At 47.4% G+C, this 16,943-nt stretch carries 13 protein-coding genes and 1 tRNA gene; 4 read left to right on the forward strand and 10 right to left on the reverse strand.

Going from position 1 to position 16,943, the window contains the following annotated elements:
* Nucleotides 1–21: 21 nt before the first annotated feature.
* A tRNA-Ile gene (locus tag KUA48_RS09600) sits at nt 22–95 on the reverse strand.
* Between the two features lie 179 nt (nt 96–274).
* Here KUA48_RS09600 and KUA48_RS09605 point away from each other — a divergent pair.
* The 4 genes from KUA48_RS09605 to KUA48_RS09620 all read left to right on the forward strand — a co-directional run bounded on the left by KUA48_RS09605 (nt 275) and on the right by KUA48_RS09620 (nt 5,696).
* Nucleotides 275–2,914 (forward strand): calcium-translocating P-type ATPase, PMCA-type, encoded by a 2,640-nt coding sequence (locus tag KUA48_RS09605; protein WP_218431931.1) that lies wholly within the window; start codon nt 275–277, stop codon nt 2,912–2,914.
* Nucleotides 2,915–2,959: 45 nt separating this feature from the next.
* Nucleotides 2,960–3,898: a bifunctional riboflavin kinase/FAD synthetase gene (locus KUA48_RS09610; RefSeq protein ID WP_153089207.1), complete on the forward strand. Its 939-nt coding sequence runs from the start codon at nt 2,960–2,962 to the stop codon at nt 3,896–3,898.
* A 50-nt stretch (nt 3,899–3,948) separates the two neighbouring features.
* On the forward strand, nt 3,949–4,782 hold the full coding sequence (locus KUA48_RS09615; RefSeq protein WP_215651231.1) for a CPBP family intramembrane glutamic endopeptidase: 834 nt from the start codon (nt 3,949–3,951) through the stop codon (nt 4,780–4,782).
* An 80-nt stretch (nt 4,783–4,862) separates the two neighbouring features.
* Nucleotides 4,863–5,696, forward strand: a complete 834-nt coding sequence (locus KUA48_RS09620; protein WP_334649269.1) for a hypothetical protein — start codon at nt 4,863–4,865, stop codon at nt 5,694–5,696.
* A 693-nt stretch (nt 5,697–6,389) separates the two neighbouring features.
* Here KUA48_RS09620 and KUA48_RS09625 read toward each other — a convergent pair.
* The 9 genes from KUA48_RS09625 to KUA48_RS09665 form a co-directional block, all read right to left on the reverse strand.
* Entirely contained in the window at nt 6,390–6,890 is a 501-nt protein-coding gene (locus KUA48_RS09625; protein WP_118153548.1) for a pyruvate ferredoxin oxidoreductase, read from the reverse strand.
* A complete protein-coding gene (locus KUA48_RS09630) occupies nt 6,880–7,395 on the reverse strand; it encodes an RNA polymerase sigma factor (protein WP_153072583.1) in 516 nt (171 codons plus the stop codon). The genes KUA48_RS09625 and KUA48_RS09630 overlap by 11 nt, the downstream gene beginning before the upstream one ends.
* Nucleotides 7,396–7,515: 120 nt before the next feature.
* Nucleotides 7,516–8,286 carry an acetylglutamate kinase gene (argB, locus tag KUA48_RS09635; protein WP_218431929.1) on the reverse strand — a complete coding sequence of 257 codons (771 nt, stop codon included), beginning with the start codon at nt 8,284–8,286 and terminating at the stop codon, nt 7,516–7,518.
* Between the two features lie 81 nt (nt 8,287–8,367).
* Nucleotides 8,368–10,260 carry a biosynthetic arginine decarboxylase gene (speA, locus tag KUA48_RS09640; RefSeq protein WP_118254296.1) on the reverse strand — a complete coding sequence of 631 codons (1,893 nt, stop codon included), beginning with the start codon at nt 10,258–10,260 and terminating at the stop codon, nt 8,368–8,370.
* 70 nt (nt 10,261–10,330) lie between these two features.
* Entirely contained in the window at nt 10,331–10,858 is a 528-nt protein-coding gene (locus KUA48_RS09645) for a shikimate kinase (protein WP_153072582.1), read from the reverse strand.
* 31 nt (nt 10,859–10,889) lie between these two features.
* Nucleotides 10,890–13,220 carry a type I DNA topoisomerase gene (topA, locus tag KUA48_RS09650; protein WP_117695295.1) on the reverse strand — a complete coding sequence of 777 codons (2,331 nt, stop codon included), beginning with the start codon at nt 13,218–13,220 and terminating at the stop codon, nt 10,890–10,892.
* A gap of 124 nt (nt 13,221–13,344) precedes the next feature.
* Nucleotides 13,345–13,872: an NUDIX domain-containing protein gene (locus KUA48_RS09655; RefSeq protein ID WP_153072581.1), complete on the reverse strand. Its 528-nt coding sequence runs from the start codon at nt 13,870–13,872 to the stop codon at nt 13,345–13,347.
* A 103-nt stretch (nt 13,873–13,975) separates the two neighbouring features.
* On the reverse strand, nt 13,976–15,430 hold the full coding sequence (locus tag KUA48_RS09660; protein ID WP_153072580.1) for a sialate O-acetylesterase: 1,455 nt from the start codon (nt 15,428–15,430) through the stop codon (nt 13,976–13,978).
* A gap of 181 nt (nt 15,431–15,611) precedes the next feature.
* Nucleotides 15,612–16,790: a TlpA disulfide reductase family protein gene (locus KUA48_RS09665; protein WP_022120778.1), complete on the reverse strand. Its 1,179-nt coding sequence runs from the start codon at nt 16,788–16,790 to the stop codon at nt 15,612–15,614.
* Nucleotides 16,791–16,943 lie beyond the last annotated feature (153 nt).

A 16,943-nucleotide genomic window follows, 5' to 3' on the forward strand; every position in this document is an offset into this window, starting at 1 on the left:
ATATTCAGATGCTTAACCTTGTGGACCAGCTAGGGCTTGAACCTAGGACCTCCAGATTATGAGTCTGTTGCTCTAACCAACTGAGCTACAAGTCCATTGAATTTTTATCAAATTCGAGTGCAAAGATACTAGATTTTGGGCAAATAACCAAATAAAATCTTAAAAATTTTCTTAGAATCAGAAAAATAGCGTATCTTTGCACCAAATTATGTGCGCACACGTGCGTATGTACTTATTAATCGTACACAAAAAAGAAAAGTATATCTATTCTGAAATGGACATAGACAAAAACAAAAGAATCGGTCTTACCGACGAACAAGTAAAACAGAGTAGGGAACAGCATGGCAAAAACGTGCTCACCCCTCCTCAACGTACTTCATTATGGAAACTGTATTTGGATAAATATCGCGACCCGATTATCCAGATACTTCTTGTGGCGGCTTTCGTATCTCTCATCCTTGCTTTTATCGAAAAGAATTTCATGGAGACCATCGGTATCTTCGTGGCAGTTTTCCTTGCTACTACCGTTGGCTTCTACTTTGAGCGCGATGCAGCCAAGAAGTTTAATCTGCTTACGGCGCTCAGCGAAGAGCAGCCGGTTAAGGTGCGTCGCAATGGTAAGGTGATGGAGATTCCACGCCACGATGTGGTGGTGGGAGATGTAGTGCTCGTGGAAGTGGGCGACGAGGTGCCTGCCGATGGCGAACTCATCGTCTGCAACGACCTGCAGATTAATGAATCTACCCTTACGGGCGAACCCGTTACCGAGAAATCTCTGGAAGGCGGTGGCGATGGAGCCTATCCTCGCAACGTCATCCTCCGTTCTACCATGGTGATGAATGGCAGGGGCGAGTTCGTGGTTACTGCCGTGGGCGATGCTACCGAGATTGGTAAGGTGGCGAAAAAATCTACCGAACAGACTTCGGTGGAGACACCGCTTCACATGCAGCTCGACAAGTTGGCTAAGATGATTTCCAAGGTAGGCTCTGTAGTATCTGTGGCAGCCTTCTTCATCTTCCTGATTCACGATATCCTCACCAACCCGGCATGGGGTGGCAAGGATTATTTCTATATGGCAGAAATCGTGCTGAAATACTTCATGATGGCTGTTACCCTGATTGTGATGGCGGTGCCGGAAGGATTGCCGATGGCGATTACCCTTTCTCTGGCGCTCAACATGCGAAGAATGCTGAAGTCGAACAATCTGGTGCGCAAGCTCCATGCCTGCGAAACCATGGGTGCCGTTACCGTGATCTGTACCGATAAAACCGGTACGCTTACCCAGAACAAGATGCAGGTGAGTGCCCTGGAACTCAAGCAGGGCGATGAGGCGCTGCTCGATACTGCCATTGCCCTCAACTCTACAGCCGAGTTGAATGACGGCAAACCTATCGGAAACCCTACCGAGTCGGCTCTCTTGCTCTGGCTCGATGCCCAGGGCAAGGATTATGAAGAACTCCGCAAGCAGGTGAATGTGCTCAAGCAGTTGCCTTTCTCTACCGAAAGAAAGATGATGGCAACCTTGGCAGAAGTTGATGGCGAGACCTATCTCTTCGTAAAGGGTGCGCCTGAAATCGTGATGAAGAAATGCATCATCGAAGATAGAATGCAGAGACAGTCAGTCGAAGAACTCGATGAGTGGCAGCATAAGGCTATGAGAACCCTGGCGTTCGCCTATAAGAAGATAGAAGCTTCTATCATGAGAACTTCCAGAACCTCTACTGCCGAAGTGGTAGCACTTCTCGATGCCAACGACCTTCAGTTGCAGGCCATTGCAGCCATTGCCGATCCTATCCGTCCGGATGTTCCTGCTGCTGTGCAGGAGTGCCGCCATGCGGGTATCGAGGTGAAGGTGGTTACGGGTGATACGGCTGCCACCGCCTTGGAGATAGGCAAGCAGATAGGTGTCTTCGAAGATGAACCTGAGAATATCGGAGCAGATGGCTCTCTGACCTCGCTCGACCAGCAGATGATTACGGGCGAACAGTGGGAGGCTCTTTCTGATGAAGAGGCTTACGAACGGGCAAAGGATATCCGTGTGATGAGCCGTGCCCGTCCTACCGATAAACAGCGACTGGTGGCCATGCTCCAGAAGCGTGGCGAGGTGGTTGCAGTAACAGGCGACGGTACCAACGACGCTCCGGCGCTTCACTATGCTCACGTGGGCTTGTCGCTGGGTTCGGGAACTTCCGTAGCTAAGGAGGCTTCGGATATGACCCTGCTCGATGATTCCTTCAAGTCTATCGCCAACGCCGTGATGTGGGGACGCTCGCTCTATCGCAACCTGCAGCGCTTCCTCTTCTTCCAGTTGGTAGTAAACGTGGTAGCCCTCCTGCTGGTGCTTGGCGGCTCAGTCATCGGAACCGAGATGCCTCTGACGGTTACTCAGATTCTCTGGGTGAACCTTATCATGGATACCTTCGCAGCCTTGGCACTTGCCTCATTGCCTCCATCTCACGAGGTGATGAAGGATAAACCACGCAAGGCATCCGATTTCATCATCAACAAGAGCATCGGTTTCGGCATTCTGTTCTGCGGCATCGTCTTCTTCCTCGTTATGTTTGCCCTGCTGGTTTACTGTGAGCGCAGAGGCAAGGGTGGAGTAGATGTGCATGAGCTGACCATGTTCTTCACCACCTTCGTGATGATTCAGTTCTGGAACCTCTTCAATGCCAAGGCGCTGATGAGCCATCATACTGCTTTCCGCCATTTCCTGAAGGATAAGGGAATGATTCTGGTGCTTGTACTGGTATTGGTGGGTCAGTGGATTATCGTAACCTTTGGTGGTGAAATGTTCCGCACCACACCATTGTCGCTCCACGAGTGGCTGCTCATCATCGGCTCAACCTCCGTTGTACTTTGGGCGGGCGAGCTGTGGAGAACTTTTAAGAGAATGATAGCAAAGAGAAGATAATCCATCGGAGTTATTCTTCTGATATGAATGTTAAAGACAGTCCTTATGAATACAATACATTATAATGATATCGTGCAGTTGCCGCCTTGTGTGGCAACCATCGGTTTCTTCGATGGGGTGCATCGGGGACATCAGTTCCTGATTCATCATCTCGTAGAGACGGCACGAAAGGAAGGCTTGCAATCCACCGTCATCACCTTCGATGCGCATCCCCGCAAGGTATTGCAGGCAGATTATCAGCCAGAGATGCTGAGCACACTCGACTCCAAGCTGCTGCTGCTTTCGAAGACGGAAGTGGATAATGCTGTGGTGCTGCATTTCGACAAGGCGATGGCTGCCATGTCGGCAAGAGAGTTTATGCAGCAGGTGCTCCACGACCATCTCAACGTAAGGAAACTCTTCATCGGCTACGACCATCGCTTCGGTCACAACCGCGAGGAGACTTTCGAAGATTACGTGCGCTACGGCAGGGAGATGGGCATCGAGGTAATCAGGAACGAAGCTTTCCAGATAGACGGCATCAATATCTCTTCTTCCGTCATCCGCTCTTTCCTGAAAGAGGGAGAAGTGGAGATGGCAGCCCGGTGCCTCGGTTTCCCTTATACCCTCATCGGAAAGGTGGTGAACGGATATCACGAAGGCAGAAAGCTCGGCTTCCCTACAGCCAATCTCGACATCTCTCACTTTGGACAGCTGATTCCTGCCCCTGGTGTCTATGCCGTAAGGGTAAGACTGGAGAATACGGTGGTATGGAAACGGGGAATGATGAATGTGGGCAATCGCCCAACCTTCAATGGCAGACAACTGACGCTAGAGACGCACATCTTCAATTTCGACGGGGATATTTATGACCAGCTCTTGCTCGTAAGCTTCGTGAAGCGAATAAGGGGCGAACAGAAGTTTGACAGTCCCGAGGAGTTGGCGGCGCAGCTGAAAGAGGATGAGCAGACCGTGCTGGATCTCTTTGAAAAGGAAGCGGAATGATAGCGAGAATGCTATTAACTATAAACGATTAATTATAAACAGTAAAAGCAATGGCAAAGATTAATTTAAAGAGAGGTTTGACGGATATCGTCCTCTACCTGATTATATTTATAGTAGTACAGATTATCGTGATGTATGCTGGCGTAGGAATCTGGGCGGGCATTAAGGGCGAAGGTTACCAGGCAACGCTCCTGGCTATCAGTTCGGGCAGCAATCCTATCCTGACGGCGCTTACCTCAGCGTTCAGCAACGTTATCACCCTCGTCATCTTCCTGAAGACGAAGTGGACACCGCTGACCCGCGATTATCTGCTTTCCAAGCCTTGGGCAACGCTTCTCTGGGTGGCATTGTTCGCCCTGGGAACCATCATTCCTCTGGAGTTCATATATGAGCAGATAGGCATCGAGATGGACGAGAATACCGAGCAGATATTCGCATCGCTCATGAAGGAGCCTTGGGGTTATGTGGCTATCGGCATTCTGGCGCCTTTTGCTGAGGAGGTTGTGTTCCGTGGAGCCGTTCTCCGCACCCTGCTGGGTCTTATGAGCAAGAAGAACCATTGGGTAGCCATCATGATTTCGGCTGCCATCTTCGGTCTGGTTCACGCCAACGTAGCGCAGTTTGTCAATGCCCTCCTGCTGGGCTTACTCCTGGGTTGGATGTATTATCGCACCAAGAGTCTTGTTCCGGGCATCCTGCTCCACTGGGTGAATAATACGATGGCGTATGTCCTGTCCAATATCATGCCTCAGAGCGATGGCAAGCTCATCGACCTCTTCCATGGCGATGAGAAAACCATGTATTATGCCATAGGCTTCTCTCTCTGCATCATGATTCCAAGCTTCATACAGCTGGTTATCAGATTAAAGAAGGTGAAGGCTTAAGAGATAAATAAACGAGTAAAAAGGTTACCTGGATGGGTAACCTTTTTTCAGATATATAACCGGATAGATAAGTAGATTTTATGAAGATTATAGAAAGCAGTATCATAGGAAAGAAGAGCCCTGAGGCTTGTGAGGATGGAATGGTAGTTACCGATGATTTCATCGCTGTGATTGATGGCAGTACGAGCAAGACGCCGAAGCATCTCAATCCTGATATGAAGAACGGAAGATATGCCATGATGCTTATCTCGGAGTATATCTGGGAGGAACTGAAGGCGGATGCCTCGGTAGATGATTTCTGTCAGGGCGTAACGGCGTATATATATAATAAGGTGTATGAAAAGCTTGGGGTGGAAGAGCGGTTGAAGGAGCATCCGGAAGAGCGGCTTACCGCCTCGGCTATCCTTTATAGCCGAACAAGGAATGAAGTATGGATGGTGGGCGATTGCCAGGCAATCATCGATGGCAAGCTTTATGAGAACGGCAAGCCTTATGAGCAGGAGATTGCCAGAAAGAGGGTAGAACTGATAGAGCAGGGCCTTTCGCCTGCTGAGGCTAGAAAGCAGATAGAGCCATTGCTTATCAAGGCGATGCTTTCGGGGCAGAACCAGACCTATACGGTTATTGATGGATTTCCTATCTATCGGGAGGGAGTGAAGGTTGTCTCTGTTTCAGCTTCTAGTTCTGTTCAGGATTCTGTTCCAGCATCAGATTCAGTCCCTTGCTCTGACTCCGCTTTCTGCATCAGATACAATTCCATCTTCTTCCTCCGAGATTGTATTGGCGAGCGATGGATATCCGTTCCTGAAGCCAACCTTGGCAGCGAGCGAGGCGGCATTGGCAGAGCAGATAGCCAACGACCCTCAGAACATCCGTTCCTTTATCGCCACCAAGGGCATCGTAGAGGGCAATAAGAGCTTTGATGATAGAACTTATATTCGATTTGTTTATTGCCAGTAAATAAAAAACCGCAGATTTATTTATTGGCAATAAACAAAAATGGCTGATTTCGCCAGAAAAAAATAACAAGTAATGGCAAGGATTTCTATCCGGCAAGCGATGTATTCCCAAAAAGAAAACGATGACTTCTGCACCGAGAAACGGTGAGTTCTGGAGGAGAAAACTATGTTAACAAAAGGGGCAAAGGGTTAACAGGTTAACAGTTAACAGCTGTTTTTTGCATCCTCCCCCTCTCCCATACCTTATATTATATATAAATATATATACTTATTATTATATGTGAGTGGGGGGAAGTATACATTCTGGGCTGTTAACTGTTAACTCTGTTAACCCCCATCTGGAAAAATAACCTCTCAAACGCTCCTTCTTAAACAGGTTAAGTGTCTTATATTGAGGTAAGTAAGAGTCATCAATGATGACCGGAAGGAGACTTAAATGAAGCTTCGCAGTAGCAATAAATTGAGCCACTTGTGTATCCTTTATCATACGCTTGCGTGCAAAATATATAAAATAAGTAAGGGCTGCCAGTACATCCTGGCAGCCCTATTACGTTAGTATGTTATGAAAAATTTGAGAGAATTGAAACTTCACAGCTTCAGAATTGTTTTACTAAACATGATTTTTTATAGAGAAAGCATAGAAATAATCTACTTTAATAACGTTGGAGACGTTGTTGGAGTGCTTACCTGATCGATGCCTGTGCGTTGCATAGAATCAACCGAAGCAGAATCTCCCATGGCTACGGACACGCCCTTGCCACTCTTGATGTATCCTACGTTTTCAACAGAATCAATGTCATTGCTCTGGAAAGGTACCTGAGCAGCATTGCCCAATGTCAGGATGATAGCTACCACGGCAGCAGCCTTGAAGAGAGGCTTCAGGCGCTCTGTCAAAGAAATCACCTTTGCCTTGTTAGGCTTCTTGGTATATTCATCTTCAATCATCGCCATCATCTTCTGGTCGAAGTCATCACCCAGCGCCTCTTGCTTAGCCTCGCCCATCTCGTAAGAGAAGAGCGCTTGGTATGGCTTCAGCTCGGCAGGCAACTCGTCCTGGCTGAAGAATGCACGGAGAATCTCCTCTTCTTCGAGAGAAGTCTCGCCCTTCCAGTAGCGATCCAAAAGTTGGTTGATGTACTTATAATCCATATCTGTCGAATTGTTGAAATCTTTGTTTGACTGTTTGACGAGCCCTGAAGATGTTCACCTTTACTTGGTCTTCCGTGATGCAGAGGATGTCTGCTATTTCCTTGTAGGACTTTCCTTCGATGTCTCGAAGCTGCAGACAGCTGCGCTGCTTTTCAGGCAACTCGTCGATAATATTCCTTACGATGTCCAGTTTGTCTTTCTGAATCATCCTTTCTGAGGGGGTAGAAGTGTTTTCGTCTAACCTTTCTGTATTCTGCTCTTCCAGCGAATCATTCTGATTTTCCATCTTCTTGATGCGGTCGAGCGAGAGGTTGCGAGCGATGGTGAGGCTGTATGCCTCGATGGAGTCAAGCTCCAGCCATCTGTCGCGGGCGTTCCAGACTTTAATCAGCGTATCCTGCACAACGTCTTCCGCTTCCTCCCGGTTGAGAGTAATGCGAAGGGCCAGCCTGAAGAGTTTGTTCTTCAGCGGCAAAACATCGTTCTGGAAACTGATTTCTTTCATCCCTCTATAATTAATGACGACTATGCTATAAGAAAGTTACAACCAATCTTAATTTATTTCTATTTTTAACTCTTGTTAAGAAAAAAGGTGATGAATTCTTCACTCTTCACTCTTCGTTCTTCACTTAATCACCGTTCCGTGCTTTCCGTCGATGGCGGTAGCAAGGGTGATAATCACCTCTTTCACACCAGCATCGATGGCTGCAAGCGCATTCTCCAACTTAGGAATCATGCCGCCTGCCACGGTACCATCTGCTTTATATCTCTCAAAATCGGCATGGGTAATCACTGGAATCACGCTGTCGTCATCCTTAGGATTACTGAGCACGCCTTTCTTTTCAAAACTATATATCAATGTCACATCGTAGTAAGGAGCCAGAGCCTTGGCAGTCTCGCTGGCTATGGTGTCGGCATTGGTGTTGAGGATGTTGCCCTTGCCGTCATGGGTCAATGGAGCCATCACTGGAGTAATACCTTCATTAATAAGGGTCTGGAGCATCTTGCCGTTGGCACGCTCTACATCGCCCACGAATCCGAAGTCGATACCGTCCTTCAACGGACGCTTGTGACTGTGGATTACGTCCATATCAGCACCGGTCAGACCGAGAGCATTCACACCGTTAGCCTGGAGCTTGGCAACCAGGTTCTTGTTGACCAGACCGCCATAAACCATTGTTACCACTTCCAGCATGTCTGCATCAGTGATGCGGCGGCCGTTCACCATCTTGCTCTCGATGCCGAGGGCTGCGGCTACCTTAGTGGCACGGCGGCCACCGCCATGTACCAATACTTTCTTGCCAGGAATGGCTGCGAAATCCTTCAAGAGCTGTGCCAGCTGCTCGCTGTCTTCAACGATGGCACCGCCTACCTTTACTACTGTTACTTTTTCCATCTTTAAGTTTAGTTTATAGTTTATAGTTAATAGTTTATAGGGCAATCTTGCTGTAAACTATTAACTATCAACTGTTAATTCTTACTGAAGATATGTGTATCCGAAGAGACCATTTCTATAGGTGCCCAGGAATTCCTTGCCCTCATCGAGCGAAATCTTACCTTCCTTCACACTCTTGGTTACCCACTGCTCCAACTGGCGGACGAGTTTCTTCGGATTGTACTGTACGTAATCCAATACCTCCTCTACGGTCTCGCCATCGAATATCTGGTCGATGCTATATTTGCCGTCCTTTACAGAGATGTGGGCAGCATTGGTGTCGCCGAAGAGATTGTGCATGTCGCCCAGAATCTCCTGATAGGCACCAACGAGGAATACACCGAGATAATATGGTTCGTTCTTCTTCAATGGATGAAGAGGAAGAACGTTGCCGATATGTCCGTCGGTAACGAAGTTGGCAATCTTTCCATCGCTGTCGCAGGTGATGTCCTGCAAGGTAGCGTTGCGGGTAGGACGCTCGTTCAGGCGCTGGATAGGCATGATAGGGAAGAGCTGGTCGATAGCCCAACTGTCTGGCAGGCTCTGGAACAGAGAGAAGTTGCAGAAATACTTGTCGGCAAGAATCTTATCCAATCCTCTGAGTTCTTCTGGTACATGCTTCATGTGCTTGGCAAGATTGTTGATCTCGTGGCACACGCTCCAGTACATTGCCTCAATCTCTGCACGGGTCTTCAGATCTACGATGCCGTGAGAGAAAAGCTGCAATGCCTCTTCGCGAATCTGCTCGGCATCATGCCAGTCTTCCAGCATGTTGCGAGGATTCAGGTTGTCCCATATTTCATAAAGATCCTTCACCAGCTGGTGGTCAGTCTCCTTCGCCTCAAACTCCTCTGGCATTTCTGGCAGGGAAGCTGTCTCCAAGACATCGATAACCAAGACTGAGTGATGGGCAGAGAGCGAACGGCCGCTCTCGGTGATGAGGTTAGGGTGCTCGATATTGTTCTTATTGGCTGCATCTACGAATGTATAGACACAGTCGTTCACATACTCCTGGATAGAGTAGTTTACGGAACTCTCGCTGCTTGAAGAGCGGGTGCCGTCGTAATCTACACCGAGTCCGCCACCGCAATCTACGAAATCTACATTGTAGCCCATCTTGTGGAGGCTAATATAGAATTGGGCTGCCTCACGGAGAGCAGTCTGAATGCGGCGAATCTTGGTAATCTGACTTCCGATATGGAAGTGGATAAGGCGCAGATAGTCGTGGAACCCCATCTCGTCTATCTTCTTGAGGGCTGTGAGCAGTTCTGCGCTGGTCAAGCCGAACTTAGATGCATCGCCGCCGCTTTCAGCCCATTTGCCTGAGCCTGAAGAAGCCAGTTTGATGCGGATACCGATGTTTGGCTTTACGTTGAGTTTTTTGGCTACCTTTTCGATGATATCCAGCTCATTGAGCTTTTCTACTACGATAAAGATGCGCTTGCCCATCTTCTGAGCCAGCAAGGCAAGTTCGATGTAGCTCTCGTCCTTGTAGCCGTTACAGATGATGAGCGAGTCGCTCTGTGCCTGTACGGCGATGACGGCGTGGAGTTCAGGCTTAGAGCCAGCCTCCAGTCCGAGGTTGAACTTCTTGCCGTGAGAGATAATCTCCTCAACGACCGGCTGCATCTGGTTCACCTTAATAGGATAGATGACAAAGTTTTCTCCCTTGTATCCATACTCTTCCTTTGCCTTTTGAAAACAGCTGGCTGTTTTCTCGATGCGGTTGTCGAGGATGTCTGGGAAACGGAGCAGTACGGGAGCGTTGATGTCGCGTAATGCCAACTCGTCCATGATGTCGCGCAGGTCTATCTGCGTGTTGTCCTTGCATGGAGTTACATAGACATCACCCTTGCCGTTGATGCCAAAGTAAGAAGTACCCCAACCACAGATGTTGTAGAGCTCCTTCGAGTCTTCAATAGTCCATTTCTTCATTTTCTAATCTTGCTTGCTGGAAATCAGTTTTGTTTGTTACCTTTATTATATATTACTTTATTAGATACGGCTATATGTTCAGCAGGTCTCTGATCTGTTGAACAATAGCGTTGATTTTATCATAATTGTCCATCACGTTGATATCGATGATGTGTTTTGCCTTCTCGTAGTAAGGCTCTCGAAGTTTCAGCTGCTCATGGATAAACTCGTCTACCTCTTCCGGTGTTTTGTTGAGCAGCAGAGGGCGCACGCCTTTGCCCATCTTCAGATGAGCGTGAAGGGTCTCTGGAGATGCCTTCAGGTAAAACGTTTCGCCAAGTTGGTTCATGTAGTCCATATTGTCGAAGAAACATGGTGTTCCTCCTCCGCAACTTACCACTACATTTTCAAACTCTGCCACTTCGTGTAGCATATTGTGCTCTATCTTGCGAAATCCCTCTTCTCCAACTTCATCGAAGATCTGTTTAACGGTTTTGCGCATTCGGCTCTCGATATACCAGTCGAGATCGTAGAACATAACGCCAAGGTCTTTGGCGAGGGCTTTGCCGACCGTTGTCTTGCCGGCGCCCATGTATCCTATGATGATGATTGACTTCATTTTCTTCTGTTTCTATGTCAATGAGGCATGTTTATGATTTCTTTCTGCCTCTAGCCTTTGGTTCTGGAGCAGCTTTGATAATTTCCATACACTCCTCGTATGTAAGCTCCTCTGCACTCTCATGTTTTGCCTTTGGAATGCGGTAATTCTTGCCGTCGTAAGCAATGTATGGACCATACTTGCCATTGAGAATTTCCATCTTATCGTCCTCATCGAAAACTTTGAGATGGCGCTTCTCTTCGGCTTCGCGCTTTTCCTTGATCAGTTCGATGGCTCTATCCAGTGTGATGGTCAGCGGATCATCCTCCTTTGGAATAGAAACATACTTGCGGTTATGGAGGATGTAAGGGCCGTATCGGCCAGAGCCAACTGTTACAGTAATGCCTTCATAATCACCGAGTTCTCTTGGTAGCTTGAAGAGTTCCAAAGCCTCTTCCAGGGTGATGGTTTCGATGCTCTTGTCTGATGGCAATTGGGCAAACTGAGGCTTGTCTTTGTCTTCTGCAGAACCAATCTGTACCACTGGTCCAAAACGGCCAATCTTGACGAATACTGGCTTTCCGGTCTTTGGATCATTTCCGAGATTGCGCTCGCCGGCTTTGTGCTGGTTGCGGGCTTCCAGGACTTCCTTCACTTCAGGCTCAAAGCCCTTGTCGAAATCCTTCATCCAGTTGGTCCATTCGGTCTTTCCTTCTGCAATATCATCAAACTTCTTCTCTACGTCTGCTGTAAAGTTGTAGTTCATGATGTTCGGGAAGTTCTCCATCAGGAAATCGTTTACTACGATGCCGATATCAGTAGGCAGAAGCTTGCCCTTTTCAGAGCCTGCCATCTCTTTCTTCAACTTCTGGGTTATCTTGATGCCCTTCAGAGAATCTATGGTAAATGTGCGCTCTTCACCCGTCTTGTCACCCTTTACTACGTATTGACGCTGCTGGATGGTACTGATAGTTGGAGCATAGGTAGATGGACGGCCGATGCCGAGATCTTCCAGTTTCTTCACCAGACTGGCCTCTGTGTATCTTGCAGGAGCCAGAGAATACTTCTCTGTAGCAAGGATTTCTCTGCGCTGCAATTCATCGCCTTCTTTCAGGGCTGGAAGAATGTGGGAAGAATCCTCAGCATGCTCTTCATCGTCGGTTGACTCGAGATAAACCTTGAGGAAACCATCGAATGAAACAACCTCGCCGGTAGCAACAAACTTTTCGCTTGTGTTGCCGATATTGATGTTGATAGTTGTCTTTTCGAGTTGTGCGTCAGCCATCTGAGATGCGATGGTACGCTTCCAGATGAGTTCGTAAAGGCGCTTCTCCTGAGCGGTTCCTTCGATGGTTGGTTCATTCATATATGTAGGACGGATAGCCTCGTGCGCTTCCTGTGCACCCTTTGAACTGGTGTGGTAGGCACGAGTCTGGCTGTATTCCTTGCCATATTCTCTGATAATCTCATCTTTGCTGGCGTTGGAACAGAGCGTAGAGAGGTTTACGCTATCGGTTCGCATGTAAGTGATGCGTCCGCTTTCGTAAAGTTTCTGGGCTATCATCATGGTCTGTACAACGGTGAAACCAAGCTTGCGTGCTGCCTCCTGTTGCAGAGTAGAAGTAGTAAAAGGTGGTGCAGGAGAACGCTTTAAAGGCTTTTTGGTTACAGATTCAACCATAAACTTAGCGTCTTTACACTTCTCAAGGAAAGCTTCAACCTCTTCGTGGGTATTGAAACGCTGGTCCAGTTCTGCCTTTACCTCTGTTGCATTGCCGCTGTCGCTGATCAGGGCGAAAATAGCGGTAACGCGATAGTATGGAACACTCTGGAACTTCTGGATTTCACGCTCACGTTCTACTATCAGACGGACAGCAACACTCTGTACACGACCTGCAGAAAGGGCTGGCTTAACCTTTCTCCACAAGATAGGAGAAAGCTTGAAACCTACCAGTCGGTCGAGTACACGACGTGCCTGCTGGGCATTCACCAGGTTCATGTCCAGATGGCGTGGGTTCTTGATTGCGTCAAGAATAGCCTGTTTGGTAATCTCGTGGAAGACAATACGGTTTGTCTTCTCCTCATCCAATCCCAGTACTTCGCAAAGGTGCCAGCTGATGGCTTCTCCCTCGCGGTCCTCATCGGATGCTAACCAGATTTTCTTGGCTTTCTTCGCATTCGTTTTCAATTCTGTAACGAGTTTTTTCTTTTCCTCTGGAATCTCATAATCAGGTTCCATGGTTTTCTCGTTTATACTAAGTTCCTTCTTCTTCAGGTCACGGATATGACCGTAAGAAGACATAACCTTATAGTCCTTACCTAAAAACTCTTCGATCTTTTTAGCCTTCGCAGGGCTCTCGACGATTACTAAATTCTCTTGCATAAGCTTATACACAATTTTTTCGGTTGGCAAAAGTAAGTAAACTTTTTGCTTATACCTTATTATATGGTGTTTTTTTTGGTTTTTTTAATGTTTGGGAGCCATATTTGGCTGTATTGAACCCTTTTTACCCCAATTTTGTTTCCAAATAACGATGGAGCCCCTTGCGTATGGAATCGAATGCAAACTCATCAGGATTGAGTCTGCTCAATGGTATCCAGAATGATTCTTCAGCATCGTCCATTGCTTCTATATGAGTGTCGTCTTTCACCTTCACTTCATAGAACATATCGAGGGTATGAACCATGAAACCTGAGTAAAGGTAGAGATTTGGGTAGCTGAACTGATACTTAACGTCAGTTGCATCCAGTCCGGTTTCCTCTTTTACCTCTCTTGCTATACCTTCTTCACCTGTTTCATCCATGTCGACGAAACCGCCTGGCAAATCGAGTGCTCCCTTGGCTGGGTCTTTCTTGCGCCTTACTGCCAGGAGCTCTTCCTTACTGTTGAGTATGAGAGCTACCGTAGCACTGCTTGGATTGAGGTAATAAGAGAATCCGCAGTCCTTACACTTCTTGCTCTTGATGTTGTTGATTTCGAAATGATTAGAGCCGCAAACCGGGCAAAACTGAAACTTATCTAATACGTGACTCATTTATGATTAATGTATAATGGAAAAGAATTTATCATCATGTTATAATCGAAAAGCGGCCGGTCTTTGACTGCTGAACAAAGATCGGCCGCTGGTTATCTGATATTTACCAATTATCTGTACGGAATGGGAAGAGAGGCAGGTTGCCTGCATTTGCCATATTGCCGAGCTGGAAGTTGCGGAAACAGTAGCGAAGGGCTACTGGTTTCTTTACCTCAGGACTGGTTACGATGACGCACTCATTCCAAGGATCGTTGCCTTCCTGCCAGAAGTGCTTGGCTGTAGCCTTATGGAATACCTTATCTTCGCCTGCAACTTCGAAACCTTCGATACCTTCAAAGCGGTTGTAGGCTCCGTAGGTGTTGTCGAAATGCACCTTTACTGTATCACCTACAATCTTCATCTCCTTGAAGGTCATGCTCTCGCTGAAGAGTCCCTTCATGCCATAGGTCTTGCTGAGTGCCTGGAGTGCAAGACGTTCGCCTACAGGCTGTTTCTGACATGGATGAATCTGCTCAACCTCGTATGGGTAAACCAGGTCTTCGGTACAGACGATGCCGCTGTTTGGAATCACCTTGGCTGCATTGAACTGCTGTTCACGGAGCTTAGGTCCCCAATCGCCATTTACGTCGCCATTATGATAAGGTGCAATCTGTACGAAATAGAATGGCAGTTCGCCCTGCTTGAAGTCTCTGCGCCACTGGGCAACGAGGTCGGCAAGACGTTTGGTATACTGGCCGTCCGGGTCGCCCACGTTAGAACATCCCTGATAGAAGAGAATACCCTTTACGCTATAGTTGAGGATAGGGTGGAAAGTTCCGTTACCCCAGAGAAGAGGGTAGAGGAAATCCCACTTAAACTTAGGGTTCTTGGTCATCTTTACAGAGTCGAGCTCTTCCTTGGTGTTCTTCTTCAGGTAGTCGCGGTCGAGCCAGCTTTCTACACGGCTTCCACCCTTGTTTGCCATGACCAGACCTACCGGAATATCAAGAGTCTTGTTTACTACCTGTGCAAAGAAGTATCCTGTAGCAGATGCATCGCCTACGGTTTCCGGGTTAACCTCCTTCCATTCGCAGTTGGCATCATCTAACGGCTTACTGCTCATTACGCTAGGAATCTTTACGTAATGTATGCCTTTGTACTGGTTTGCTTCTAGCACCGCCTTGTTGTAACCTTCTACAGGGCAGTTGCCAAATCCTTTTACAGGCATCTCCATGTTGCTCTGACCTGCACAAACCCATACTTCTCCTGCCAGCACATTGTTGAGAGTGGTCTTTTCGCCATCATCGAAAGTGATGGAGAGTGGGGTGTAGCTCGCCTTCGGGGTTTGTACTTTGATAGCCCATTTGCCATCCTTTCCGGTCTTGGCAGAATATTTCTGCCCAGACCATGAGGTGGTTACCTCTACGGTGGTTCCTGGTTTGTCCCATCCCCAGAGGCTAGCCTCTGTGTTTTGCTGTAAAATCATGTTGTCACCCAAGATGTGTGGCAACTTTACTTTAGCCTGCGCTCCTATTGTGATAAGCCCCAAGGCTGCCATTGCTAAAAATTTCTTATTCATTTTTTAGGGTTTAAAAGTTTATCGTTTTTTGTTCTTAAGTTCCTTGTATAGTTCGTATTCTGATATTGCCATCTATGTTATCATGAAAGCAGATACAGAACTGACGTTAAAGAATAAGAGTTAGAAGCTGGAAGATGAAAAGCCGAAACTGTTTTCTCCAAACTTCTAACTCCTGGTTATCTTAAAGAAGGTTCTTGATGGCTGCCTCTATGTCCTTAATCTGTGCATCACGTGCCTGCAGGGTGTTGGTGCGGTCGATCAGGAAGAAGGTAGGAATGCTCTGGACATTGTAGAGAGCCAGACTCTTGCCCTGAATGCCATCTTCATCGCGTACGCAAATCCAAGGGATGGCAGCGGTAGAGGTCTTCCAGAAGTGCTCGTCAGGGTCTACTGATACCTGATAAATCTCCAGTCCGGCAGCATGATACTTGTTGTAGAGTTCACGCAACATCATGATGCGCTTGGTGCTCTCTTTGCTGGCGAAGAGATGGAAGTCGAGCAGTACCACCTTGCCCTTGAGGTCGGAGAGACGGCGTACCTGTCCCTTGTTGTCCTGAAGTGCAAGTTCGATGCATCCGTTTACGCTCACCTTGCTGGCCTCAATCTGCTGCTGTGCCATCTGGTTCTCGATGATGCGGATGTCTTTCATTCCCTCGATGGCGATATTGTGGAGGTTCTTGCCACGCTCAGCGCCAGGATAGTAGGTGTCCCAACTGGTTGCTACGGCAGCAAATACCTTCACGTCGTCTTTGTTGTTGCGAGGGTTGAAGATAAGCGTATTCACATTGCCCAACTGTACAGTTTGGAAGAGCGCATAGTAAGCGTATGCCTTCATTGGCTCCTTGAAGATGTAGTTGGTCTTGATGTCCTGTTTGTAAGCCTGGAGCATGCGGCCTACGATGGATTCGATAGAATCGTTGCCGATGTTAGGATCTTTCACGAGCCCGTTGATATTGCTCTGGAGAGTCATCTGCTTAAGAGACAACTCCTTGATCTTGTTGCAGTTTTCAGAACCTTCCACTTCGTATTTGAAGCTCATCTGCGGATAAGCCGCCTTTACCTTGACAGTTTCTGTAGAATCGATGGAAAGATTGATGGTTTGGTTGGCGATGCGTAAGCGGTAGAACTCTGGGGTAACAGAGTCCATGGCAGCCTCGTCGAAGGCAAAGGCGCCATCCTCGCCCAGTTTCACAGAGTCGATTTTCACAGGACCGTTCAGGCTGATGTTCTCCAGATAGAGCATAGAGTCCTGAGCCTCTGTGATATTGCCGTTGATGTGGAATTTCTTGTTGTTACAAGAAGTCAAAGCCAGTGCAGCTACCATAATCGCTGCCACTGAAAAGAGTCTAGTTATCTTCATGAATTTTATTATTTTGCAAAATTATCGAGTGCAAAGATAGTAATAAAATTGCGAATAATGCACCTTCTATAGATAAATTATTAAAAAAAGTGGAAAATAATTGCTGATTTATTTGTTTATTAATAATTAAAGAGGTATCTTTGCAGCGTTTTA

Origin of the sequence: Segatella copri, from assembly GCF_019249795.2 — a bacterium.
Lineage (GTDB): Bacteria > Bacteroidota > Bacteroidia > Bacteroidales > Bacteroidaceae > Prevotella > Prevotella copri_B.

Bases quoted from the DNA above. Each gene is read 5' to 3' on its own strand.
- KUA48_RS09605 (WP_218431931.1), top strand. From the start codon at position 275: ATGGACATAGACAAAAACAAAAGAATCGGTCTTACCGACGAACAAGTA.
- KUA48_RS09610 (WP_153089207.1), top strand. From the start codon at position 2,960: ATGAATACAATACATTATAATGATATCGTGCAGTTGCCGCCTTGTGTG.
- KUA48_RS09615 (WP_215651231.1), top strand. From the start codon at position 3,949: ATGGCAAAGATTAATTTAAAGAGAGGTTTGACGGATATCGTCCTCTAC.
- KUA48_RS09620 (WP_334649269.1), top strand. From the start codon at position 4,863: ATGAAGATTATAGAAAGCAGTATCATAGGAAAGAAGAGCCCTGAGGCT.
- KUA48_RS09625 (WP_118153548.1), bottom strand. From the start codon at position 6,890: ATGGATTATAAGTACATCAACCAACTTTTGGATCGCTACTGGAAGGGC.
- KUA48_RS09630 (WP_153072583.1), bottom strand. From the start codon at position 7,395: ATGAAAGAAATCAGTTTCCAGAACGATGTTTTGCCGCTGAAGAACAAA.
- argB (WP_218431929.1), bottom strand. From the start codon at position 8,286: ATGGAAAAAGTAACAGTAGTAAAGGTAGGCGGTGCCATCGTTGAAGAC.
- speA (WP_118254296.1), bottom strand. From the start codon at position 10,260: ATGAAGAAATGGACTATTGAAGACTCGAAGGAGCTCTACAACATCTGT.
- KUA48_RS09645 (WP_153072582.1), bottom strand. From the start codon at position 10,858: ATGAAGTCAATCATCATCATAGGATACATGGGCGCCGGCAAGACAACG.
- topA (WP_117695295.1), bottom strand. From the start codon at position 13,220: ATGCAAGAGAATTTAGTAATCGTCGAGAGCCCTGCGAAGGCTAAAAAG.
- KUA48_RS09655 (WP_153072581.1), bottom strand. From the start codon at position 13,872: ATGAGTCACGTATTAGATAAGTTTCAGTTTTGCCCGGTTTGCGGCTCT.
- KUA48_RS09660 (WP_153072580.1), bottom strand. From the start codon at position 15,430: ATGAATAAGAAATTTTTAGCAATGGCAGCCTTGGGGCTTATCACAATA.
- KUA48_RS09665 (WP_022120778.1), bottom strand. From the start codon at position 16,790: ATGAAGATAACTAGACTCTTTTCAGTGGCAGCGATTATGGTAGCTGCA.